This window comes from Streptomyces sp. NPDC090088 (assembly GCF_044747345.1).
In the GTDB taxonomy this organism is placed as follows: Bacteria; Actinomycetota; Actinomycetes; order Streptomycetales; family Streptomycetaceae; genus Streptomyces.
Window position 1 is genome coordinate 96,513 of the sequence record NZ_JBIVDZ010000001.1, and the last position, 22,989, is coordinate 119,501.

Sequence of the window (22,989 nt, forward strand, 5' to 3'; positions counted from 1 at the left end):
CTGCGCGACCAGCCCCCACCGGGCCGCACCCGAAACCCAACCGGGGCAAACGTTTGTGAAACATGCCACGCCATCCGACCGGCGCGTCGTGAAACCCCTCCTTCGGCCCACCCGTAGGGTAATGGGCGGCACCCGGATTGGCGTTCCCGCCGCAGGTGGGGGCAGGATGCGTCCCGGCCCAACATGCGGCTCCGCCGCGTGGCACGCCTCAATGGCAAGAAGAACACGGGAGTAACAACATGAACCGCAGTGAGCTGGTGGCCGCGCTGGCCGACCGTGCCGAGGTGACTCGCAAGGACGCCGACGCCGTGCTGGCCGCGTTCGCCGATGTCGTCGGCGACATCGTCTCCAAGGGCGACGAGAAGGTCACCATCCCCGGCTTCCTGACCTTCGAGCGCACCCACCGTGCCGCTCGTACCGCGCGCAACCCGCAGACCGGCGAGCCGATCAACATCCCCGCCGGCTACAGCGTGAAGGTCTCCGCGGGCTCGAAGCTCAAGGAAGCCGCCAAGGGCAAGTGACCTTGCAGTCCGCAGGCCACGGGACGGCCTGCGGCCCGTAACACGACGATGGGGCGGCCCCTCCACCAGGGGCCGCCCCATCGTCGTACCGCTCCGCCAGGCGCTACCCGAGCGCCTTGCCCGGCAGTTCCACCTTCGCGCCGAGTTCGACGAGCTTCTCCATGAAGTTCTCGTAGCCGCGGTTGATGAGGTCGATGCCGTGGACGCGGGAGGTGCCCTGGGCCGCGAGGGCGGCGATGAGGTACGAGAAGCCGCCGCGGAGGTCGGGGATGACGAGGTCGGCGCCCTGGAGCTTGGTGGGGCCGGAGACGACCGCGGAGTGCAGGAAGTTGCGCTGGCCGAAGCGGCAGGCCGAGCCGCCCAGGCACTCGCGGTACAGCTGGATGTGAGCACCCATCTGGTTGAGCGCGGAGGTGAAGCCGAGGCGGGACTCGTAGACCGTCTCGTGCACGATCGACAGGCCCGTGGCCTGGGTCAGGGCGACCACCAGCGGCTGCTGCCAGTCGGTCTGGAAGCCGGGGTGCACGTCCGTCTCCAGCGCGATGGACTTCAGCTGGCCGCCGGGGTGCCAGAAGCGGATGCCCTCGTCGTCGATCTCGAAGGCACCGCCCACCTTCCGGTAGGTGTTCAGGAACGTCATCATCGAGCGCTGCTGGGCGCCCCGGACGTAGATGTTGCCCTCGGTCGCCAGCGCCGCCGAGGCCCAGGACGCGGCCTCCAGACGGTCCGACAGGGCGCGGTGGGTGTAGCCGCCGAGCTTCTCCACACCGGTGATGCGGATCGTGCGGTCCGTGTCGATCGCGATGATCGCGCCCATCTTCTGCAGCACGCAGATGAGGTCCTCGATCTCCGGCTCGACGGCCGCGTTGGACAACTCCGTGACCCCGTCGGCCATCACGGCCGTCAGCAGCACCTGCTCGGTCGCGCCCACGGACGGGTACGGCAGCCGGATCTTCGTGCCGCGCAGCCCCTTGGGGGCCTCCAGGTACTGGCCGTCCGCGCGCTTCTCGATGGTCGCGCCGAACTGCCGCAGCACGTCGAAGTGGAAGTCGATCGGTCGGCCGCCGATGTCGCAGCCGCCGAGACCGGGGATGAACGCGTGCCCAAGGCGGTGCAGCAGCGGCCCGCAGAACAGGATCGGGATCCGGCTCGACCCCGCGTGGGCATCGATGTCCGCGACGTTCGCGCTCTCCACGTACGTCGGGTCCAGCACCAGCTCGCCCGGCTCCTCGCCCGGACGCACCGTCACCCCGTGCAGCTGCAGCAGGCCGCGGACGACGCGCACGTCACGGATGTCCGGAACGTTGCGCAGCCGACTGGGCGCACTGCCCAGCAGGGCGGCGACCATGGCCTTCGGTACGAGGTTCTTCGCACCGCGGACACGGATCTCGCCCTCCAGCGGGGTGCCGCCGTGGACAAGCAGGACATCGTCGTTGACGGTCATGAATCTCGCGTTCCGTGGAGTTGTGGCAGGGCCGGAAAGACAGAGTAATCGCCCATCGGCCCCCTGCCGTAAGCCCAAGGACCGCCCAGCTACGTCATAGCTGTGTCACAACACGAACGGTTCCTCTTCGGGCACATGGGGTCACCGCCCGTCACCGTGCGCCGGGGGCGCTCCCTTCCGCCCTGAGCTGCATTCACTCCCGGGCCCGCATTGGCTCCCCATGCGACCGGAAGATGCGGGATCATGTCTGCCATGACCGAGGTGTCCTCGCTCACAGGGCGGCTGCTCGTGGCCACGCCCGCCCTGGCGGACCCGAACTTCGACCGCGCGGTGGTGCTCCTTCTCGACCACGACGAGGAGGGCTCCCTCGGTGTCGTCCTCAACCGCCCCACCCCGGTGGACGTCGGCGACATCCTGGAGGGCTGGGCCTCCCTCGCCGGCGAGCCCGGGGTCGTCTTCCAGGGCGGCCCGGTCTCCCTGGACTCCGCGCTCGGCGTGGCGGTCATCCCCGGCGGTGCGAACGGCGACCGGGCCCCGCTGGGCTGGCGCCGGGTGCACGGCGCGATCGGCCTGGTCGACCTGGAGGCGCCGCCGGAACTCCTCGCCTCGGCCCTCGGCTCCCTGAGAATCTTCGCCGGTTACGCCGGCTGGGGCCCCGGCCAGCTGGAGGACGAACTGGTCGAGGGTGCCTGGTACGTCGTCGAGTCCGAGCCGGGCGACGTCTCCTCCCCGTCCCCCGAACGGCTCTGGCGCGAGGTCCTGCGCCGCCAGCGCAGCGAACTGGCGATGGTCGCCACGTACCCGGACGACCCTTCGCTCAACTGATTCATGTGATGCATGGCGGCTTCAGTACCCTTGGCGGCATGAGCACTCTCGAGCCCGAGCGCGGGACTGGTACGGGGACCCTTGTAGAGCCGACGCCGCAGGTGTCCCACGGCGACGGTGACCACGAGCGCTTCGCCCACTACGTCCAGAAGGACAAGATCATGGCGAGCGCCCTCGACGGCACCCCCGTCGTGGCGCTGTGCGGCAAGGTGTGGGTGCCGGGCCGCGACCCGAAGAAGTACCCCGTGTGTCCCATGTGCAAGGAGATCTACGAGTCCATGGGCAGCGGCGGCGACGACGAGGGCAAGGACAAGTAACCCCCCGGTTTCCGGCTCGGCTCTCTGAGGCCCCGGGCGCGCTTTGGCGCGCTCCGGGGCCTTTGTCGTGTCCGTGCGTTGCACGGAGTGCGTCCCCCGGTCACAGAGTGGTCGAGACCTCTTGTCGGCGTGTTCATGTTGTCCCTAACCTCCGTGGTGTTGTGCAGAGCGAAACCGGCATTGCACATGCTGCAACGCTGCCCGATCTCTCAGCGTGCTCCGGAGGGTCACTCCATGAAGCTCCCCGTCCCCGCGTTCCTCGTCGCCGCCCTGTTCCTGGCCGCCTGCGCCCCGCAGACCTCCTCCAACTCCGCGTCCGACAAGGACGACAAGAGCGGCACCCTGCGGGTGTGGCTCTTCCAGGAGGTCGGCAACGACCCGAAGCAGAAGGTCGTCGACTCGGTCGTCGCCGCCTTCGAGAAGGCGCACAGCGGCACCAAGGTCGACGTCGAGTACATCCCGGTCGACACGCGCGCGCAGCGCGTCAAGGCCGCCTTCAACGACCCGGCCTCGGCCCCCGACGTCATGGAGTACGGCAACACCGACACCGCCGGCTACGTCCACGACGGCGGACTCCTCGACGTCACCGAGGAGTTCGGCGCCTGGTCCGAGGCCAAGGACACCGACCCGACGGCGAAGCAGTCGGTCACCGTCGGCGGCAAGGTCTACGGCGCCCCCTTCTACGTCGGCGTCCGCGCCCTCTACTACCGGACCGACGTCTTCAAGAAGCTCGGCCTGAAGCCGCCGGCGACCCTGGCCGAACTGGCGACCACGGCCCGTGCCGTCCGCAAGGCCGAACCCGGCCTGTACGGCCTCGTCGTCGGCGGCGCCTACACCTACGGCGCGATGCCCTTCATCTGGGCCAACGGCGGCGAACTCGCCACGGCCAAGGGGGACTCGTACGTCTCGGCGATCGACAGCGCCGCCGCCCAGAAGGGCATCAAGGAGTACACGTCGCTGTTCGGCGACGACAACTGCCCGGCCGCCAAGTGCGCCGGCTTCGGCGGCAACGACACGATCACCGCGTTCGCCGCGGGCAAGGCGGGCATGGCGATCGGGGGCGACTTCAGCCATACGGCCGTGGAGGCGGGGGTGGTCAAGGGCAAGTACGCGGTGGTGCCGCTGCCGGGGGTGACGGCCGGGTCCGTCGCGCCGGCCTTCGCGGGCGGCAACAACATCGGCGTGCTGAAGAGCACGACGCACCGGACGCTGGCCGTCGACCTGATGGAGGCGCTGACCGCCAAGAGGACGCAGGCGGCGATGTTCGACGCGATGGGGTTCCTGCCGACGTTCAAGGACGTCCGTGACCGGGCGGCGGCCAAGGAGCCGTTCGTGAAGCCGTTCGTCGCCACGCTGGGAGCGGGGACGAAGTTCGTGCCGGCTTCGGCGGGGTGGTCGCAGATCGACTCGTCGCTGGTGCTGCCGACGATGTTCCAGGAGGTCGTCAGCGGCAAGAAGAGTGTGGCGGCGGCGTCGGAGGACGCGGCGAAGAAGATGGACGCGGCGTTCGGCTCCGCCGGATGACGCCCACCGTGGGGGTGGCCGCCGAGCGGGGGCGACTGCTGGTGCGTCGTGGCTTGTCGCGCCCGCGCGGCGGCAGCCGCAAATTCAATGCAGCCCCGCGCCCCTTCGGGGGCGCTGGGTGGCACCCTTGGCTGTATCTCGCCCCTGCTCTGGTGATTCTCGGAGGGCTGCTTCTCTACCCCATCTATCAGTTGGGGCTGATCTCGGTCTTTCGGTATACGCAGGCTCAGGTCAGTGGTGGGGAGCCCACGGCCTTCGTCGGGGTCGACAACTACGCGGACGTCTTCGGCGACCAGCAGTTCTGGTCGGTCCTGCTGGCCACGGTCCTCTTCGCCGCCGCCTGTGTCGTGTCGACGCTGGCCGTCGGGTGTGCGCTGGCGGTGTTGCTGACGCGGGTGCGGGCGCTGCCGCGGCTGGTGCTGATGATGGCGGCGCTCGGGGCGTGGGCGACTCCGGCGGTGACCGGGTCGACGGTCTGGCTGTTCCTCTTCGACCCGGACTTCGGGCCGGTGGACCGGCTGCTGGGCCTGGGGGACCACTCGTGGACGTACGGGCGGTACAGCGCCTTCTTCCTGGTGCTGCTGGAAGTGGTGTGGTGCTCCTTCCCGTTCGTCATGGTCACCGTGTACGCCGGGATCCGGGCCGTGCCGTCCGAGGTGCTGGAGGCCGCCGCGCTGGACGGGGCCTCGCAGTGGCGGATCTGGCGGTCGGTACTGGCGCCGATGCTGCGGCCGATCCTGACGATCGTCACCATCCAGTCGGTGATCTGGGACTTCAAGGTCTTCACGCAGATCTACGTGATGACCGGCGGGGGCGGGATCGCCGGACAGAACCTGGTGCTGAACGTGTACGCCTACCAGCAGGCCTTCGCCTCCTCGCAGTACGGGCTGGGCGCCGCCATCGGAGTCGTCACGCTGCTGGTCCTGCTCGCCGTGACCCTGGTGTACCTGCGGCTGCTGCGCCGGCAGGGAGAGGAGCTGTGACCGTCGTGAATCTTGTGCGCGGGTTCGTACGGCGGCCGGGGCGGCTGGCGGCCGAGGGGGCGGCGCTGGCGATCGCCGTCGTGGTCGCCTTCCCGCTGTACTGGATGGTGCTGGGCGCCTTCAAACCGGCCGGCGAGATCGAGTCCGACCGGCCCCGGCCGTGGACGCTCTCGCCCTCGCTGGACTCCTTCCGGCGGGTGTTCGGACAGCAGGAATTCGGCCGTTACTTCGTCAACAGTCTCGTCGTCGCGGGCAGTGTCGTCATCGTCTCGGCGCTCGTCGCCTTTCTCGCGGCGACCGCCGTGACCCGATTCCGGTTCCGCTTCCGGACCACCCTGCTGATCATGTTTCTGGTGGCCCAGATGGTGCCCGTGGAGGCCCTCACCATCCCCCTGTTCTTCCAGATGCGGGGCTTCGGTCTGCTGAACACGCTGGGCTCGCTGATCCTGCCCCACATCGCCTTCTCGCTGCCCTTCGCGATCTGGATGCTGCGGGGGTTCGTGAAAGGGGTGCCGGAGGCCCTGGAGGAGGCCGCGTACATCGACGGCGCGAGCCGGTCGCGCTTTCTCTGGCAGATCCTTTTCCCGCTCGTCCTGCCGGGCCTGGTGGCCACGAGCGTGTTTTCCTTCATCTCCGCCTGGAACGACTTCCTCTTCGCCAAGTCCTTCATCATCAGTGACACGTCGCAGTCCACGCTGCCGATGGCGCTGCTGGTGTTCTTCAAGCCGGACGACCCGGACTGGGGCGGGGTCATGGCGGCGTCCACGGTGATGACGATTCCGGTGCTGGTGTTCTTCGTACTCGTACAGCGACGGCTGGTCTCCGGACTGGGCGGAGCGGTTAAGGACTGACGTGACTTCAGAGACCGAGCTGATTCCGGCACCGGCGCGTGCCGCCCGCAACACCGATGGCCACATGTTTCTGGACCGGGCCACGGCACTGGACGCGCGGCCGGGCACCGAGGGCGTCGCGCGCTGGCTGCGGGCCACCGTCGGCGCGGCGACGGGACTGCCCTTTCCCGAGGCGGGCGAGGGTGCGAACCGCGTCGTGCTCAGTATCGAACCGGACCTGCCCCCGGAGGGCTACCGCCTTGTCAACGACGACGGGCCGTACCTGATCCAGGGCGGTGACGCGGCCGGTGTGTTCTGGGGAGCGCAGACCTTCCGGCAACTCCTCGGCCCCGACGCCTTTCGCCGGGCGCCGGTGTCATCGGCCGCGGAGTGGGCGCTGCCGCGGATCACCGTCGAGGACGCCCCCCGGTTCCGCTGGCGCGGCCTCATGCTCGACGTGGCCCGGCACTTCACGCCCAAGGAAGGCGTGCTGCGCTACCTCGATCTCATGGCGGCGCACAAACTCAACGTCTTCCACTTCCATCTGACGGACGACCAGGGCTGGCGCATCGCGATCGAGCGCCACCCCCGGCTCACCGAGGTCGGTTCCTGGCGGGCGCGGACGAAATTCGGTCACCGCGCCTCACCGCTGTGGGAGGAGAAGCCGCACGGCGGCCACTACTCCCGGGACGACATCCGGGAGATCGTCGCCTACGCGGCCGAGCGGCATATCACGGTCGTCCCCGAAATCGACGTGCCCGGGCACTCGCAGGCCGCCATCGCCGCGTATCCGGAACTCGGCAACACGGACGTCATCGACACCGCCTCCCTGACCGTCTGGGACACCTGGGGGATCTCTCCGAACGTACTCGCCCCCACTGACAACACCCTGCGGTTCTACGAGGGGGTGTTCGAGGAAGTGCTGGAGCTGTTCCCGTCGGAGTTCATTCACGTCGGCGGCGACGAATGCCCCAAGGAGCAGTGGCGTGCCTCGCCGGCCGCCAAGGCGCGCATCGCGGAACTCGGGCTGGCCGACGAGGACGAGTTGCAGGCGTGGTTCATCGGCCACTTCGCGAAGTGGCTTTCCGCGCGCGGGCGCCGGCTGATCGGCTGGGACGAGATCCTGGAGGGCGGGATCGCCGAGGGCGCCGCCGTCTCGTCGTGGCGCGGGTACGGCGGCGGGATCGCGGCCGCGCGGGCCGGGCACGACGTCGTCATGTGCCCCGAGCAGTACGTGTATCTGGATCACCGTCAGGCGGACGGCGCGGACGAGCCCGTACCGATCGGGTATGTGCGCACCCTGGAGGACGTGTACCGGTTCGAGCCCGTTCCACCGGGGCTCGACGCGTCCCAGGCGGAGCGGATCATGGGCACCCAGGCCAACGTCTGGACCGAGGTGATGGAGGACCTCGCGCGCGTGGACTACCAGGCCTTCCCCCGGCTCGCCGCGTTCGCCGAGGTCGCCTGGAGTGCCCTGCCGGCCCCGGGGGAGCGGGACTTCGCCGACTTCGAGCGGCGGATGACCGCCCACTACGGGCGGCTCGACGCGCTCGGCGTGGCCTACCGGCCGCCGTCCGGACCGCTGCCCTGGCAGCGCCGTCCGGGGGTGCAGGGCCGCCCGATCGACGGCCCGCCCCCGAACCGTTAGGCCTTCACCGGCTGCCCTCCGGCTCTCCTCCCGCTGCCCTCCGGATCCCCTCCGGCCATCTCCCGGTTCCGAACGCGTAATGGAAAAAGACCCCAAGGGTCACCGAAGAGTGTCATTCGGCATGCACGGGTGATGCCGTATGAAAACGGACCATCTTGCGGGTGAGGTGGGCGAATGCCTCCTAGCGGACCCGTGCGTTCGAGGCTTGCGAAGATGTGCCAGAGTTGCCACGTCCGCCCTGTGAGCACGTACCGTACGGCCACACAGGTGGGACCAGGTGGGGCAGCGGGAAGGGGCAGCCGGTTTTGACCACGCACGCACCGCAGGCGGCGCAGGCCGTCACGCTGCCCACGACGCTGAACGAGGCGGTGGCGGCCCTCACCGCCATGCCCACCGCCGTCCCCGTGGCCGGCGGCACCGACCTGATGGCCGCCGTCAACTCCGGGCAGCTCAGGCCCGCCGCCCTGGTCGGGCTCGGCCGGATCAGCGAGATCCGCGGCTGGCAGTACCAGGACGGCAACGCGCTGCTCGGCGCCGGACTCACGCACGCGCGCATGGGCCGCCCCGACTTCGCCGCCCTGATCCCGGCGCTCGCCGCCGCCGCGCGGGCCGCCGGTCCGCCGCACATCCGCAACGCGGGCACCCTGGGCGGCAACATCGCGACCGCCGCGCCGACGGGCGACGCGCTGCCGGTGCTCGCCGCCCTGGAGGCGACGCTGATCATCGCGGGGCCGGGCGGATCCCGTCGAGAGATCCCGGTGTCGCACCTGCTGGCCGGCGTGGAGATGCTCCGCGCGGGCGAACTGATCGGCTTCGTGCGGGTGCCGCTGCTGCATGCCCCGCAGGTCTTCCTGAAGGCCACGGGACGCACCGGACCCGGCCGCTCGGTGGCCTCCGTGGCGCTCGTCCTCGACCCCGCGCGGCGCGGGGTGAGATGCGCCGTCGGGGCCATAGCGCCGATGCCGCTCAGGCCCCTGGACGCCGAGCAGTGGGTGGCCCGGCTGATCGACTGGGACAACGACCGCGCGCTCGTCCCGGAGGCGCTGGCCGCCTTCGGCGAGTACGTCGCCGCCGCCTGCATCCCGGACCCGGCCCCCGAGCCCGACGGCTCGGTGCCGGCGCTTCCGCCCGCCGTACTGCACCTGCGGCGCACCGTCGCCGCGCTGGCCCGACGAGCTCTGGGGAGGGCGCTGTCATGACCGACGACCAGCGCGGAGAGGGCGCGCCCGCGACCGGCGGCAGCCGCTGGGACCCGCTGCCCCAGGGTGACTACGACGACGGTGCGACCGCCTTCGTGAAGCTCCCCGAGGGCGGCATCGAGGCCCTGCTGTCCGGCGACAGCCCCCTGGCCGCGCCCGGCCACGGCTATGTGCCGCCGCAGATAGCGGTCGCCCCCGGCACGGAGACCTGGGGTGCGCCGGCCGACGGCGCCCAGTGGCCCGACCCGAACGCGGTCCCCCAGGAACAGCCCGTCGACGACCGGTTCACGTACAACCCCGCCTCGACCCAGCAGTGGACGTACGAAGAACCCCCGCCCGCGCCCGGTCACGATGTGACCGGCCAGTGGTCCATCCCGGTCGCCAGGGGTGATGTTCCGGACGAATCCGGCGAGTTCACCACATCCGCGCTCATGGAGCAGTGGGGCGGCACGCCGCCGTCCACCCTGCCCGGCGGAGCGGCCGCGCCCTGGGCGACGGAGGTCCAGGCCTGGGAACACCCCGAGGAGGGCCCTGGAGCGCCCTCTGAGGCCCCGTCGGGGCGCGGCGACACTCCGGCCGCCGGTATCGCCTCCGCGGCTGCCGGTGGGGCACCTGTGGCCGACGCTGCCGACGTGGCCGCGCCGGGCGAAGCGCGCGAACCGGCCGATACGGGCCGACCCGCGGACGGCGCACCCGGCCGGGCCGAAGCCGACGAGCCCCACGGCGCGTCGCGCCCTGACCCCGCGTCCGACCCGCGGGCCGCCGACGGCGAGTCCGCGGAGCACGGGGCGACCGCCCCCGACGACGACACCGGCACGGACGCCGCGGACGGCGACCCCGAGACCGAGGCGATCGACGACCACCCCCTCGCCTCCTACGTCCTGCGCGTCAACGGCGCCGACCGCCCCGTCACCGACGCCTGGATCGGCGAGTCCCTGCTGTACGTCCTGCGCGAGCGCCTCGGCCTGGCCGGCGCCAAGGACGGCTGCTCCCAGGGCGAATGCGGCGCCTGCAACGTCCAGGTGGACGGCCGGCTGGTCGCTTCCTGCCTGGTGCCGGCGGTCACCGCGGCCGGCAGCGAGGTCCGCACCGTCGAGGGCCTGGCCCAGGACGGCCGCCCCTCCGACGTCCAGCGCGCCCTGGCCCGCTGCGGAGCCGTCCAGTGCGGCTTCTGCGTCCCCGGCATGGCGATGACCGTCCACGACCTGCTGGAGGGCAACCCGGCCCCGACCGAGCTGGAGACCCGCCAGGCGCTGTGCGGCAACCTCTGCCGCTGCTCCGGCTACCGGGGCGTCCTGGACGCCGTCCAGGAGGTCGTCGCCGAACGCGAGGCACATGCCGCCGCGGACGCTGAGACGGACGGCGACGAGGCCCGTATTCCGCATCAGGCGGGCCCCGGCGCCGGTGGCGTCAACGCCTCGGCGTTCGACTCCCCGGGCACCTTCGGAGCCGGCATCCGGGTCCCGCACGAGCAGTCGTACGACCAGTCCTACGGTGATCAGAGTCAGACCTACGGCGATCAGGGCCAGACGTACGGCGATCAGAGCCAGACGTACGGCGGCCAGGGGCAGAACTTCGCCGACCAGAGCCAGAACTACGACGATCAGCCCTACGGCGACCAGCCCTACGGCCCGGACGGAGGCCAGGCGTGACCAACGAGACCGTCACCACGACCACCGCCACGGAGACCGCCGCCGCCTCCGCCCCGGAGCCCCCGCACGGCCTCGGCGTGTCGCTGCCGGCCGCCGACGCGGGCGCGAAGACCGAGGGCACCTTCCCGTACGCGGCCGACCTGTGGGCCGAGGGCCTGCTGTGGGCCGCCGTGCTGCGCTCCCCGCACCCGCACGCGCGCATCGTGTCGATCGACACCAGCCACGCGCGCGACATGCCCGGCGTCCGCGCCGTGATCACCCACGAGGACGTGCCCGGCACCCCCCGGCACGGCCGCGGCACCCCGGACCGCCCGGTCTTCGCCTCCGAGGTCGTACGGCACCACGGCGAGCCCATCGCGGCCGTCGCCGCCGACCACCCCGACACCGCGCGGATGGCCGCCGCCGCCGTCATCGTCGAGTACGAGGTGCTCGACCCGGTCATCGACCCCGAGCAGTCCTTCGAGGCCGAACCGCTGCACCCCGACGGCAACCTGATCCGGCACATCCCGCTCCAGCACGGCGACCCGGACGCGACCGGCGACATCGTGGTCGAGGGCCAGTACCGCATCGGCCGCGCCGACCCCGCCCCCATCGGCGCCGAGGCCGGCCTCGCCGTGCCCCGCCCGGACGGCGGGGTCGAGCTGTACCTGGCCTCCACCGACCCGCACACCGACCGCAACACGGCCGCCGCCTGCTACGGCCTGTCGCTCGAACAGGTGAAGATCGTCGTCACCGGCGTGCCGGGCGCGACCGCCGACCGCGAGGACCAGGGCTTCCAGCTGCCGCTCGGCCTGCTCGCCCTGAAGACCGGCTGCCCGGTCAAACTCACCGCCACGCGCGAGGAGTCCTTCCTCGGCCACGCCCACCGCCACCCCACCCTGCTCCGCTACCGGCACCACGCCGACGCCGAGGGCAAACTGGTCAAGGTCGAGGCACAGGTCCTGCTCGACGCGGGCGCCTACGCCGACACCTCCGCCGAGTCCCTCGCCGCCGCCGTCTCCTTCGCCTGCGGCCCCTACGTCGTCCCGAACGCCTTCATCGAGGGCTGGGCCGTGCGCACCAACAACCCGCCCTCCGGCCACGTCCGCGGCGAGGGCGCCATGCAGGTGTGCGCCGCCTACGAGGCGCAGATGGACAAGCTGGCGAAGAAACTCGGCATCGACCCGGCCGAGATCCGGCTGCGCAACGCCCTCGCCACCGGCGACGTCCTGCCCATCGGCCAGACGGTGACCTGCCCGGCCCCCGTCGCCGAACTCCTCCAGGCGGTCCGGGACTTCCCGCTCCCGCAGCTCCCCAAGGACACCCCCGAGGACGAGTGGCTGCTGCCCGGCGGCCCCGAGGGCGCGGGCGAACCGGGCGCGGTGCGCCGGGGCGTCGGCTACGGCCTCGGCATGGTCCACATGCTCGGCGCCGAGGGCGCCGACGAGGTCTCCACCGCCACCGTCAAGGTCCACGACGGCATCGCGACCGTGCTCTGCGCGGCCGTGGAGTCCGGCCAGGGCTTCACCACCCTGGCCCGCCAGATCGTCCAGGAGACCCTCGGCATCGACGAGGTCCACGTCGCCCCCGTCGACACCGACCAGCCGCCGGCCGGCCCCGGCTGCCGCGGCCGCCACACCTGGGTCTCCGGCGGGGCCGTCGAACGCGCCGCGAAGATGGTCCGCACCCAGCTCCTGCAACCCCTGGCCCACAAGTTCGGCATGTCCACCGAGCTGCTCCAGATCACCGACGGCAAGATCACCTCGTACGACGGCGTGCTGTCGACCACCGTCACCGAGGCGCTGGACGGCAAGGAGCTGTGGGCCACCGCGCAGTGCCGCCCGCACCCGACCGAGCCGCTGAACGCCGAGGGCCAGGGCGACGCCTTCGTCGGCCTCGCCTTCTGCGCGATCCGGGCGGTCGTCGACGTCGACATCGAGCTGGGCTCGGTGCGGGTCGTGGAGCTGGCCGTCGCCCAGGACGTCGGCCGGATCCTCAACCCGGCGCAGCTCAACGCCCGGATCGAGGCCGGTGTCACCCAGGGCGTGGGCATCGCCCTGACCGAGAACCTGCGCACCCCGCGCGGGCTGATCCGCCACCCCGACCTCACCGGGTACGCCCTGCCGACCGCCCTCGACGCGCCCGACATCCGGATCGTCAAGCTGGTCGAGGAGCGGGACGTGGTCGCCCCCTTCGGCGCCAAGTCGGTCAGCGCGGTGCCGGTCGTGACCTCCCCCGCGGCCATCGCCTCCGCCGTCCGCGCGGCCACCGGCCGCCCGGTCAACCGCCTCCCGATCCGCCCGCAGGCCGCGGTGGTCACCGGCCAGTGAGCCTGTCCGGGGTCGTGGTCGTCACCGGAGTCATGGCGGCCGGGAAGTCGACGGTCGCGCAGGCGCTGGCCGAGGCACTGCCACGGGCCGCGCACGTCCGCGGCGACCTGTTCCGCCGCATGGTCGTCTCCGGCCGGGAGGACTACACCCCGGGCGCGTCGGCGGAGGCCACGGCCCAACTCCGCCTCCGCCACCGCCTGTCGGCGGCCACCGCGGACGCGTACGCCGACGCGGGCTTCACGGCGATCGTCCAGGACGTGCTGCTGGGACCCGAGCTGGCGTCGTACGTCGAACTGATCCGGACCCGCCCCCGGTACGTGGTGGTCCTGGCCCCCAGTCCCGAGACGGTGGCGGCACGGGAGGCGGGGCGGTCCAAGACCGGCTACGGGGCCTGGACGGTGGCCGATCTGGACGCCGGACTGCGGCGGGACACCGCCCCGCTGGGCCTGTGGCTGGACACCTCCGAGCTGACGGTGGAACAGACGGTGGAGGCGATTCTCACTGGGACGGAACGGGCGAGGGTCGTCTGACGTCTCTTCTGCGGGGCGTTGTCAGTGGCGCGGCGTAGTGTTCTGGGCAGTGGGACACCCGTCCACCGGACTTTCCGTCAGACTTTCCGTCAGACTTTCCCTCTGGCTTTCCATCAGACTTCTCATACGACGTGAACTTGTTCAACTCTTTGATCGCGGGGGCGGCGATGAGCACGACCAGCACGACCGGCAGCGGTGCGGCGGCGATCACGCTGACCGAGGCAGAACTGGACCGATACATCACACACGAACCGACCCGCCTGTGGCTCACCGGCCCCGGACTGCCCGACAGCGGCGGCCTGCTGACCTTCGAACCGCTGCGCACCACCGGCCTGCGCACGCTGGCCGACCTCACCGACGGACCGTCCCGGCTGGCCGAGGAACTCCGGGACCGGCTGGTGATAGGGGAGTTGCTGGCCCCGGCCGGCCTGGACACCGAGTCGATCCTCCTCGACGGCGGCACCGGCGAGATCTCCACCGCCTACCTGCTCGACCCCACCGACCCGCGCCCGCTGGCACCCTCGCTGGAGACGCTGCTCCGGTTCGCCGCGGTCACCGAGGAACTGACCGGACTGCGCGGCCGGTTCGCCTCCCTCGCCGGGATCTACGGCACCAAGGCGGCGACCGAGGCGTCCCGCAAGCTCCTGGAGCTCTTCGAGGAGGGCACGGCCGGCCGGGTCCCGCCGTACTGGAAGGCGACGGCGCTGATCCGCCCCCTCAGCCTGGTCGCGGGCCCCGGCACCGACTCCGGGCTCGCCGTCGACCTGCCGGCGCGGCTCCTGGACCAGGAGTTCGGGCAGGGCCGGGTGGCCCGCTTCGAAGAGGTCGACTTCCCGCCCACGCTCACCCACGAGCCCACCCGCCGCTTCCTGCGCGAGACGGGCCTGCCGGAGGACGCGGTCCTTTTCCACCTCGACCCGGACGCCCCGCTGCCCACCCTCCGGGAGTACTTCACGGACGTCCACTCCGGCGGCTTCCCCCTGGACGACCTCCCCGCCCACGCCGACCGGCTCATACGCCTCGGCCACCTGGCCGAGGACAACAGCCTGGTCGTGGACGGCACCACGGGCGCGATCCTCAACTTCTCCCAGCCCGAGGCGACCCTCTACCCCCTCAACACGGACATCTCCACCCTCGCCTACACCCTCTGGCTCCTCCACCACGAGCGCACCATCGACGAGCACCTGGGCCACGAGCTCACCACCGAGGCCTACGACCAGCTCGCCGCGACCATGCTCCACACCCTCGCGACCATCGACCCCACCCCCGTGACGACGGACGCCGACTGGCACTACTGGACGGAGGTGTTCCAGGACGAGGCGGGCGGGGTGCTGTAAAGGGCGGGGGAGCAGGAGGCCGGGAGCCGGGCCGGGGCAGGGGGCGGGCGGGCTCAGGCCACCAGGCCCCGCCGGTAGGCGTAGACGACGGCCTGGACGCGGTCGCGCAGGTCGAGCTTGGTGAGGATGCGCGAGACGAAGGTCTTGACGGTCTCCGGGCTGATCACGAGGGTCGCGGCGATCTCGCCGTTGGAGAGGCCGTCCGCGATCAGCCGCAGCACCTCCAGCTCGCGCGGGGTCAGCGGGACGTCCTGGGGGGTGCCCCCGTCGGCGGGGCGGATCCGGGCGGCGTAGCGGCCCACGAGCTGGCGGGTCACCTCGGGGTCCAGCAGGGCCGCGCCGGTGGCCACGGTCCGGATGCCGTGCAGCAGCCGGTCCGGCGGCGCGTCCTTCAGCAGGAAGCCGCTCGCGCCCGCGCGCAGCGCCTCGTAGACGTACTCGTCCAGGTTGAACGTCGTCACCACGAGCACCTTCACCGGATGCGGCACCCCGGCGCCGGCCAGCAGCCGGGTGGCCTCGATGCCGTCGAGGACCGGCATCCGGACGTCCATCACCACCACGTCCGGGCGCAGCCGGCCGGCCAGGTCGACCGCGGCCTGCCCGTCCCCGCACTCGGCCGCCACCTCCAGGTCGGGCTGGGCGCCGATGATCGTCGCCAGACCGGTGCGGACCAGCACCTGGTCGTCGCAGACCAGGACCCGCAGCGGCGCCCCGTCCGCGGCGGTCACGAGGGGCTCCCCGCGGGTATCCGGGCCCGCACGAGAAACCCGCCGTCCGCCCGCGGACCCGCGCTGAACTCGCCACCCAGAACGGCGACGCGCTCACGAAGACCGGCGAGGCCGCGCCCGCTGCCGCCGGGGGATGTGACCGGTCGGCCGGGGCGGCGGGGGCCACCGGGGCGGCCTGGGCCGCCGGAGTCGCCTGGGCTGTCGTAACCGCCAGAGCCCTTGGGGCCGTCGGACGCGCCGGACGCGCCGGACCTGCCGGACGCGCCGGACCTGCCGGACGCGCCGGACCTGCCGGACCTGCCGGACGCGCCGGACCTGCCGGACGCGCCGGTCCCGCCCGACCCGTCGGGCCCGTCCGTGCCGACCTCCACGGTGATCTCCTTCTCGCTGTGCCGGACCCGTACCGAAGTGCGGCTGCCGTGGGCGTACTTGAGGGCGTTCGTCAGGGACTCCTGCACCACCCGGTAGGCGACCAGGTCGGCGCTGCCGGCCGACTCCGACGGCGTGCCCTCCTCGGTGAACTCCACCGGCTGCCCGGCCCGGCGCGTCTGCTCCACGAGCGTGCGCAGCCGGCCGGCGGGCGGCGTCCGGTCGTCGGTGCCAGTGCCGTGGCGAGCGCCGTGACGGGTGCCGTTGTCGGCGCCGGTGCCGGTGCCGTGGTCAGGGTTGAGCAGGTCGAGCAGATGGCGCAGGTCGGAGATGGCCCGGCGGCCGGTGTCGGTGACGGCGGCGAGGGTCTGGTCGAGACGGTCGGGCGCGGCGGTCAGATAGCGGGCCGCCTCGGCCTGCACGACCATCGCCGTCACATGGTGGGTCACCACGTCGTGCAGCTCGCGGGCGATCCGGGTCCGCTCGGCGGTACGGGTGTCCTCGGCGACCCGCAGCCGGCGCTCCGCCTCCGCGACCCGGTTGGCGCGCAGCCAGGCCCCCGCGCCCCAGGCGAGCACCAGCACCAGGTAGAACGTCACGAACCCGGTGACCGTCTCGCCGCCCGACCCCAGCCGGTACAGCGCGACCGCCATCGGCACATAGGCCACGGAGAACACGAGCGCCGAAGCCCGCCGGCGCCGCTCCAGATGGGCCCCGGTGCTGATCAGCGCGAGGGGCAGCGCGGTGCCCGCGACCGAGTGGTAGCCGCGCAGTTGGTCGATGGCGAAGCCGGCCGACACCAGGGCGAGACAGACGGCGGGCCACCGCCGGCGCACCGCCAGCGGCAGGCACTCCAGCCCGAGCGCCAGCAGGGCGAGCGCGTCGAACGGACGGTTCGGCAGATCCCCGACCTGCGTCCCCTTGCCGTGCAGCGCCGGCAGGAACGACCCGGCCAGGAGCAGCAGCCCGAGCGGCAGATCCCGGACCGTGATGTCGAGCCGGTGCCACCACCCGGACGCCCGCCGAGGACTGATCACCGGGGCAGTGTAGCGACGGAGTCGGCCGTCGTGCCCGGGCGGCGACGGGGCATCAGATGTCCCCGTCGGCGGGCCAGTCGCAGGAACGCGACCGTCACCAGGATCCCGAGCAGCACCGAGTAGATGCTGGCCTCCGGCCCGAACTCGCCGCCGGTGATCAGCTGCGCCCCCGAGGTGGTGGCGTCCAGCAGCCCCTTCTGCGACCCGCTGCCGGAGACCTCGGTGCCGAAGATGCCGGACTCGGCGAAGTTCCAGCCGAAGTGCAGGCCGATGGGGAGCCACAGGGTGCGGGTGGCGACGTAGGCGGCGCCGAGCATGCCGCCGGCCTCGATCGCGATGGCGAGGGCGCCCCACACGGTGGCGTCCTTGTTGAGCAGGTGCATCATCCCGAACAGCGCACCGGTCGACGTGAGCGCGACCCACGTCCCGAAGCGCTCCTCGACGATCCGCAACAGCACGCCCCGGAACAGCAGTTCCTCCGTGACCGCGGCGGCGGCCATGAACCCGACCAGCCCCACCGCGCTCGTCACCGAGCCCAGGCCGTGCACCGTGTAGTCGCCGAGGAAGGCGATGTTCACGATGACCCCGGCGAACGCCGCCGCGCCGATCAGCGCCCCGCGCCCGAACGCCGGCCGGGCGCCGTCCCGCCCCACCTCGGGCGTCGGCCGGTGCTCGGTCCGTCGTACCACCCACCCGTAGACGGGCACCGCGACCACGGCCGTCAGCAGGCCGAGGAGCAGTGTGAGAAACCAGTTTCCGTCCACCGCCGCGAGCGCCTGCCCGCCGGCGAAGGAGACGGCCGCGACGGCCAGGAGCTGCCAGACCACCCTCATGATGACTTCCTCCCAGGGATGCGCGGCCCAGGCGCCGCGACTGGTCCGAACGCTATGGACCGGCCGCCCAGGAATCGTCACCGCTCGGTGGACACCTGCGCGTAGCTCCCACGGGGGACAGAGCACCTTGGTCCGTACCGGATATGTCAAGGCTTGTAAAGACAGCCCGACTTCGAGCCGTCCGAGCGGTCGGAAGCCGAATACGACGGACGCCCCGCACACGCAATGACCGCCCGGACCAGCGTCGTTCCGTCCGAGCCCCCGCAACCGCAGTGATTTCGGCTTCAGTTGTTGACGGCGGGCATCGGCGGGTCTACAACCCGAGGGAGCGCTCTCACGTCTGCTGTTGCTCCATCCCCACACATGCCGTACCGGCTTGAGGAGACCCGCATGCGGAGTTCCGTCAGCGTGCCCACCCGCAGACCCCCGTCCGGCGCCGTGCACCCGCGCACGGCTCTCGGTCTGGTCGTCGTCCTGATCGCCGCCTTCTTCGCCGTTCTCGCACCGTCGCCGCCCGCGCACGCCGCCGACCAGCTGCTGTCCCAGGGCAGGCCGGCCACCGCGTCCTCGACCGAGAACGCGTCCTTCCCCGCGAGCGCGGCGGTCGACGGCGACACCGGCACCCGCTGGTCCTCGGCCTTCGCCGACCCGCAGTGGCTGCAGGTCGACCTGGGCTCCGTCCAGCAGCTCAGCAGCGTCACCCTGGCCTGGGAGGCCGCCTACGCGCAGGCCTTCCAGATCCAGACCTCCACCGATGCCACCACCTGGACCACCGTCTACTCCACGACCACCGCCACCGGCGGCACCCAGAACCTGACCGTCACCGGCAGCGGCCGCTACGTCCGCCTCCACGGCACCACGCGGGCCACCCCGTACGGCTACTCCCTCTGGGAGTTCCAGGTCTACGGCCCCGGCTCCACCACCCCGCCCGACGACTTCTGGGGCAGCACGAGCGACATCCCCGCCGCGAACAACGCCGTCGAGGTGAAGATCCTCAACCGCACCAACGGCAAGTACCCGGACAGCCAGGTGTACTGGAGCTTCAACGGCCAGACCCACTCCATCGCCGAGCAGCCCTACCTCGACATGCCGGCCAACTCCGCCGGCCGCATGTACTTCTACCTGGGCTCACCCACCAGCGCGTACTACGACTTCATCGAGTTCACGGTCGGCGACAACGTCTTCAACGGCAACACCACCCGCGTCGACGCCTTCGGCCTGAAGCTCGCCATGCGCCTGCACACCAAGGACGGCTACGACACCGAGGTCGGCGAGAACCGGCAGACCTTCGCCGAGGACCGCGCCACCACCTTCCAGCGCTTCACCGACGCCGTGCCGAGCCAGTTCAAGGTCCTGGCCCAGACCCAGGCCCCGTACCGCATCATCGCGCCCGGCAGCGACCCGAGCTTCCGCGCTGGCGGCACCAACGCGAACTACTTCACCTCGTACGCCCAGTCCGTCGGCGTGACCGCCGCCACCTCCGACATCTTCGGCTGCGCGGCCTCCCTGGCCGCCGACCCCACCATGTGCGCCGCCCTCAACCGCCACGTCGCCACCCTGCCGGCCTCCCAGCAGTCCGACCCCGCCCAGTTCTACACGGCGGCCCCCGCCAACTACTACGCCAAGTTCTGGCACGACAACGCCCTGAACCACCTCGCCTACGGCTTCCCCTACGACGACGTCGCCGGCCAGTCCTCCTTCATCTCCCACGCCAACCCCCAGTGGCTCCTGGTCGCCGTCGGCTGGTAACCAGAACCGGAAAGGGCGGCACCCCCAGGGGGTGCCGCCCTTTCCGGTTCTAGGAGGGAGCCGAGGTCTGAGCGCATGGCCTGCCGAAGGGTCTCCAGCGCCTCGCTCAGGGCTGCTTGGGTCGCCGGCCACTCCGGATCCGTCACCTCAGGCTCGTCGAAGAGACCGCGCAGACGCAGGAGTGACGTCAACCTTCATTGGGGTGGATCAATCCAATCTCAACCACGCATTGCGACTGATCTCCGAATCGACCTGACTGTTATGGGTCTCATAGAGTGGTCAACTGCCCGGTATCAGCACATGGGCGACGCGATACAGGCCGACATTGTGCGACAGGTCGACTGTCTGATCTGGAATAGCGAAATGAATCGACCCAACGGCGTTGACGACGGCGCGTCCGGCGCGCTGGTGCCGACTAACTGAGAAGGACCTTCATTGGAAATGTCGCGTCGCTTGGGATTCTCGGATCGTAAAGAGGTCGCAAGCAAGCGGCGTGCCCTGTTCCGTTGGCCGCAGCGAGCATGTTCTGGCGACGGCCGATGGGGCAGGTTATCAGCCCAGTTGCTACGCGTTGGCCGAGAAGTAGGAACTGGCAGGGGTTGGTGGCCCCTGGGAGACCGCTTGCCTGTACATCTCGTTCACTATGGAAACGAAACGGACCTCTTTGCGTGCCTTGGAAGCACTAGCGAGCTGCTGCCAATGCTCCCCAGCTGCAGCCCAGTGGAGGCGGGGAACTTCACCTTTGAAATGGTGTGCCAGCAGTACTCGCAGTGCGTCGTCAGTCATGCGGTTGAGACGATAGGTAGCCAACCAGTTGCTGACGAAGAGATTCGCCAAAATCGCTTGCCTCGCCTGCCGCTGTGTCATTTCGACCGGAGGTGGCTCGCCGCCTGCCATGAGGTCAGGATCGCTCAATACCAGTTCAATTACGTTTTGGTGTGAAGCTCGTATTGCTTGCTCGATCGAGACTTCCGTCTGCCGTGACTGGTGAGCCAAGGATGCGACTACCCCGAGGAGAGCGGCTGCGGAAAAGAAGACCGATAGCGCTCCATATGCCTGGCTGATGTTGCTGAGCTTTTGCCAATCCTTACTTGAAGGGGCTACTCCTTCAAGTAAGAAGGGTGTAATCAGTATAAAGAGGACCGTGAGCAATCCCGTTAGGGTCCAGAGAATTACGCGTCGGTGCTGCGCAGTGATCATTGTTGTCCCCCTCGATCCCCGGACGCCGTACCCATCTTGGGGAGCTCACCGACGCTGGGCAAGGGGACGCGGAAGGCGGCACTTGGGGCGAGGAGCCTGTGCCTGAAACGTGCGACTACTGCAGCGACGACTGAGACGGGAGATGAGACGGAAGACCACAAGGGCGGCACCCCATGCGGGGTGCCGCCCTTCTCGTTCTGCCCGGTCAGGCAGGTGGAGGCCGTGGCGGGAATTGAACCCACGTACCTCGCTTTGCAGGCGAGTCCCTAAGCCACTCGGGCACACGGCCGTGTCGGTGAGATGAAGGTATGGGGGTGTGGGGGAGGGGGACAAGGGGGTCGGTGGGGGTGCAATGGGACTGCCATACGGCGTTCATGAAACGGGAGGGGGTCTACGACCAAGGTCCGAGGTGGGGTACGGCTCTCGACAGGGGCCAAAGTGGCGCTTGGGCCTTACCGTGGTCGGCATGACCGCCCTTGAGCCGAGCGACGCCGTTGTCGCGGATGAGACCGCCGACAGAATTGATGACGAGGGTGTGCTGGGGCGGTCGTACCGGGCGCTGAGCGTCGGGATCGTGTCCGTGGTGCTGCTGATCGCGTTCGAGGCGACGGCCGTGGGGACGGCGATGCCGGTCGCGGCCCGGGAGCTGGACGGGCTGTCGCTGTACGCGTTCGCCTTCTCCGGGTACTTCACGACCAGCCTGTTCGGGATGGTGCTGGCCGGGCAGTGGTCGGACCGGAAGGGGCCGCTCGGGGCGCTGACGACGGGCATCGGGGCGTTCGCCGCCGGGCTCCTGGTCGCCGGGACCGCGCAGGGCATGTGGGTGTTCATCCTGGGCCGGGCCGTGCAGGGGTTCGGCGGCGGGCTGGTCATCGTCGCGCTGTACGTGGTCGTGGGGCGGGCGTACCCGGAGCGGTTGCGGCCCTCGATCCTGGCGGGGTTCGCCGCCGGGTGGGTGGTGCCGTCCATCGTCGGGCCGCTCGCCGCCGGGACCGTCACCGAGCAGCTCGGATGGCGGTGGGTGTTCCTCGGGATACCGGTGCTCGTCCTCCTTCCGCTGGCGCTCGCGCTGCCGCAGATACGGCGCCGGGCCGGCGGTCCCGTGCCGGGCGGCGGCCCGAAGGCCTTCGACCGGCGGCGGATCCGGCTCGCCCTCGGCATCTCCCTGGGCGCGGGGCTGCTCCAGTACGCGGCCCAGGACCCGCGATGGCTGTCCCTGCTGCCCGGGGCCGCCGGTGCCGCGCTGCTCGTACCGTCCGTGCTCGGGCTGCTGCCCCGCGGGACGTACCGCGCCGTGCGCGGCCTGCCGTCGGTCGTGCTGCTGCGCGGGATCGCCGCCGGTTCCTTCATCTCCGCCGAGTCGTTCGTGCCGTTGATGCTCGTCACCCAGCGCGGGCTGTCCCCCACGCTCGCCGGGTTCTCACTGGCGGCGGGCGGGGTGACCTGGGCGGTGGGCTCGTGGGTGCAGGCGCGGCCGGGCATGCAGCCGTACCGGGAACGGCTGATGACCCTCGGCATGGTGCTGGTCGCCGCGGCGGTCGCGACCGCCCCCAGCGTGCTGCTGCCCGCCGTGCCGGTGTGGACCGTCGCCGTCGCCTGGAGCTTCGGCTGTTTCGGGATGGGGCTGGTGATCGCCTCGGCCAGCGTCCTGATGCTCCGGCTCTCCGCCCCCGAGGAGGCCGGCACCAACTCCGCCGCCCTCCAGATCTCCGACGCCCTGTCCAACGTGGTGCTGCTCGCCGCGACCGGCGCGGCCTTCGCCGCCCTCGGCGGCGGCAGCATGACGGGGACGGCCGGCTCCGGTTCCCACCCCGGCGCCTTCGCCGTCGTGTTCCTGCCGATGGCGGGCGTGGCGCTCGTCGGGGCCTGGGTGGCGGCCCGGCTCCGGGACCCCGGCGACCGCACGGCTTCGTGATCTGTGACGTGAGTCCCACCCGGGGGTGACCCGGCCTTG

The 22,989-nt window shown here is 71.1% G+C and carries 19 protein-coding genes and 1 tRNA gene; 14 read left to right on the plus strand and 6 right to left on the minus strand.

Translation table 11 applies throughout. The annotated features are described in order from the left end of the window. Positions 1-239: 239 nt before the first annotated feature. Positions 240-521 carry an HU family DNA-binding protein gene (locus tag ACIPSJ_RS00375; RefSeq protein WP_046733427.1) on the plus strand — a complete coding sequence of 94 codons (282 nt, stop codon included), beginning with the start codon at positions 240-242 and terminating at the stop codon, positions 519-521. A gap of 103 nt (positions 522-624) precedes the next feature. On the opposite strand, the gene murA is transcribed toward ACIPSJ_RS00375, so the two are convergent. Continuing rightward, entirely contained in the window at positions 625-1,965 is a 1,341-nt protein-coding gene (murA, locus tag ACIPSJ_RS00380; protein ID WP_355717257.1) for a UDP-N-acetylglucosamine 1-carboxyvinyltransferase, read from the minus strand. Between the two features lie 252 nt (positions 1,966-2,217). Between murA and ACIPSJ_RS00385 the strand changes: the two genes are divergently transcribed. From ACIPSJ_RS00385 to ACIPSJ_RS00435, 11 genes are all read left to right on the plus strand, one after another. After that, complete coding sequence (locus ACIPSJ_RS00385; RefSeq protein WP_359220926.1) at positions 2,218-2,790, plus strand: YqgE/AlgH family protein; 573 nt, start codon at positions 2,218-2,220, stop codon at positions 2,788-2,790. A 38-nt stretch (positions 2,791-2,828) separates the two neighbouring features. Then, the gene (locus ACIPSJ_RS00390) at positions 2,829-3,107 is read left to right on the plus strand and encodes a DUF3039 domain-containing protein (protein WP_355717259.1); all 279 of its coding nucleotides are present in this window, start codon (positions 2,829-2,831) and stop codon (positions 3,105-3,107) included. A gap of 234 nt (positions 3,108-3,341) precedes the next feature. Then, the gene (locus ACIPSJ_RS00395; RefSeq protein ID WP_401342334.1) at positions 3,342-4,631 is read left to right on the plus strand and encodes an extracellular solute-binding protein; all 1,290 of its coding nucleotides are present in this window, start codon (positions 3,342-3,344) and stop codon (positions 4,629-4,631) included. After that, positions 4,628-5,614, plus strand: a complete 987-nt coding sequence (locus ACIPSJ_RS00400; RefSeq protein WP_401342335.1) for a carbohydrate ABC transporter permease — start codon at positions 4,628-4,630, stop codon at positions 5,612-5,614. Before ACIPSJ_RS00395 ends, ACIPSJ_RS00400 begins: the two co-directional genes overlap by 4 nt. Positions 5,615-5,619: 5 nt before the next feature. After that, positions 5,620-6,465, plus strand: coding sequence for a carbohydrate ABC transporter permease (locus ACIPSJ_RS00405; protein ID WP_355717265.1), 846 nt, complete (start codon positions 5,620-5,622; stop codon positions 6,463-6,465). Between the two features lies 1 nt (position 6,466). Then, positions 6,467-8,092, plus strand: a complete 1,626-nt coding sequence (locus tag ACIPSJ_RS00410; protein WP_401342338.1) for a beta-N-acetylhexosaminidase — start codon at positions 6,467-6,469, stop codon at positions 8,090-8,092. A 305-nt stretch (positions 8,093-8,397) separates the two neighbouring features. Beyond that, on the plus strand, positions 8,398-9,291 hold the full coding sequence (locus ACIPSJ_RS00415) for an FAD binding domain-containing protein (RefSeq protein WP_355717267.1): 894 nt from the start codon (positions 8,398-8,400) through the stop codon (positions 9,289-9,291). Next, complete coding sequence (locus ACIPSJ_RS00420; protein ID WP_401342339.1) at positions 9,288-10,943, plus strand: 2Fe-2S iron-sulfur cluster-binding protein; 1,656 nt, start codon at positions 9,288-9,290, stop codon at positions 10,941-10,943. Before ACIPSJ_RS00415 ends, ACIPSJ_RS00420 begins: the two co-directional genes overlap by 4 nt. Beyond that, the gene (locus tag ACIPSJ_RS00425; RefSeq protein WP_359220913.1) at positions 10,940-13,252 is read left to right on the plus strand and encodes a molybdopterin cofactor-binding domain-containing protein; all 2,313 of its coding nucleotides are present in this window, start codon (positions 10,940-10,942) and stop codon (positions 13,250-13,252) included. Before ACIPSJ_RS00420 ends, ACIPSJ_RS00425 begins: the two co-directional genes overlap by 4 nt. A gap of 2 nt (positions 13,253-13,254) precedes the next feature. Continuing rightward, complete coding sequence (locus ACIPSJ_RS00430; protein WP_401344511.1) at positions 13,255-13,782, plus strand: AAA family ATPase; 528 nt, start codon at positions 13,255-13,257, stop codon at positions 13,780-13,782. A gap of 167 nt (positions 13,783-13,949) precedes the next feature. Then, the gene (locus ACIPSJ_RS00435; protein WP_401342341.1) at positions 13,950-15,119 is read left to right on the plus strand and encodes an SUKH-4 family immunity protein; all 1,170 of its coding nucleotides are present in this window, start codon (positions 13,950-13,952) and stop codon (positions 15,117-15,119) included. Positions 15,120-15,172: 53 nt separating this feature from the next. Here ACIPSJ_RS00435 and ACIPSJ_RS00440 read toward each other — a convergent pair whose 3' ends face one another. The 3 genes from ACIPSJ_RS00440 to ACIPSJ_RS00450 are packed head-to-tail and all read right to left on the minus strand — an operon-like array spanning position 15,173 to position 18,086. Next, a complete protein-coding gene (locus ACIPSJ_RS00440) occupies positions 15,173-15,847 on the minus strand; it encodes a response regulator transcription factor (protein ID WP_359220909.1) in 675 nt (224 codons plus the stop codon). Then, positions 15,844-17,253 carry a histidine kinase gene (locus ACIPSJ_RS00445; protein ID WP_401342343.1) on the minus strand — a complete coding sequence of 470 codons (1,410 nt, stop codon included), beginning with the start codon at positions 17,251-17,253 and terminating at the stop codon, positions 15,844-15,846. The genes ACIPSJ_RS00440 and ACIPSJ_RS00445 overlap by 4 nt, the downstream gene beginning before the upstream one ends. Beyond that, positions 17,250-18,086, minus strand: coding sequence for a lysostaphin resistance A-like protein (locus ACIPSJ_RS00450; RefSeq protein ID WP_401342345.1), 837 nt, complete (start codon positions 18,084-18,086; stop codon positions 17,250-17,252). Before ACIPSJ_RS00450 ends, ACIPSJ_RS00445 begins: the two co-directional genes overlap by 4 nt. 390 nt (positions 18,087-18,476) lie before the next feature. On the opposite strand from ACIPSJ_RS00450, the gene ACIPSJ_RS00455 reads away from it, so the two are divergent. Further along, positions 18,477-19,835: a beta-1,3-glucanase family protein gene (locus ACIPSJ_RS00455; RefSeq protein ID WP_401342346.1), complete on the plus strand. Its 1,359-nt coding sequence runs from the start codon at positions 18,477-18,479 to the stop codon at positions 19,833-19,835. 564 nt (positions 19,836-20,399) lie between these two features. Here the strand turns inward: ACIPSJ_RS00455 and ACIPSJ_RS00460 are convergent. Beyond that, the gene (locus tag ACIPSJ_RS00460) at positions 20,400-21,035 is read right to left on the minus strand and encodes a DUF6082 family protein (RefSeq protein WP_401342348.1); all 636 of its coding nucleotides are present in this window, start codon (positions 21,033-21,035) and stop codon (positions 20,400-20,402) included. Positions 21,036-21,249: 214 nt separating this feature from the next. After that, positions 21,250-21,324: transfer RNA gene (locus tag ACIPSJ_RS00465), tRNA-Cys, on the minus strand. 177 nt (positions 21,325-21,501) lie between these two features. Here ACIPSJ_RS00465 and ACIPSJ_RS00470 point away from each other — a divergent pair. Next, positions 21,502-22,950, plus strand: a complete 1,449-nt coding sequence (locus ACIPSJ_RS00470; protein WP_401342350.1) for an MFS transporter — start codon at positions 21,502-21,504, stop codon at positions 22,948-22,950. Positions 22,951-22,989: the final 39 nt, after the last annotated feature.

Excerpts from the sequence above, each read along its gene's own strand:
- ACIPSJ_RS00385 (WP_359220926.1), top strand. The coding sequence starts at position 2,218 with ATGACCGAGGTGTCCTCGCTCACAGGGCGGCTGCTCGTGGCCACGCCC.
- ACIPSJ_RS00455 (WP_401342346.1), top strand. The coding sequence starts at position 18,477 with ATGCGGAGTTCCGTCAGCGTGCCCACCCGCAGACCCCCGTCCGGCGCC.
- murA (WP_355717257.1), bottom strand. The coding sequence starts at position 1,965 with ATGACCGTCAACGACGATGTCCTGCTTGTCCACGGCGGCACCCCGCTG.
- ACIPSJ_RS00460 (WP_401342348.1), bottom strand. The coding sequence starts at position 21,035 with ATGATCACTGCGCAGCACCGACGCGTAATTCTCTGGACCCTAACGGGA.
- ACIPSJ_RS00395 (WP_401342334.1), top strand. The coding sequence starts at position 3,342 with ATGAAGCTCCCCGTCCCCGCGTTCCTCGTCGCCGCCCTGTTCCTGGCC.
- ACIPSJ_RS00450 (WP_401342345.1), bottom strand. The coding sequence starts at position 18,086 with ATGAGGGTGGTCTGGCAGCTCCTGGCCGTCGCGGCCGTCTCCTTCGCC.
- ACIPSJ_RS00400 (WP_401342335.1), top strand. The coding sequence starts at position 4,628 with ATGACGCCCACCGTGGGGGTGGCCGCCGAGCGGGGGCGACTGCTGGTG.
- ACIPSJ_RS00390 (WP_355717259.1), top strand. The coding sequence starts at position 2,829 with ATGAGCACTCTCGAGCCCGAGCGCGGGACTGGTACGGGGACCCTTGTA.
- ACIPSJ_RS00470 (WP_401342350.1), top strand. The coding sequence starts at position 21,502 with ATGACCGCCCTTGAGCCGAGCGACGCCGTTGTCGCGGATGAGACCGCC.
- ACIPSJ_RS00435 (WP_401342341.1), top strand. The coding sequence starts at position 13,950 with ATGAGCACGACCAGCACGACCGGCAGCGGTGCGGCGGCGATCACGCTG.
- ACIPSJ_RS00375 (WP_046733427.1), top strand. The coding sequence starts at position 240 with ATGAACCGCAGTGAGCTGGTGGCCGCGCTGGCCGACCGTGCCGAGGTG.
- ACIPSJ_RS00420 (WP_401342339.1), top strand. The coding sequence starts at position 9,288 with ATGACCGACGACCAGCGCGGAGAGGGCGCGCCCGCGACCGGCGGCAGC.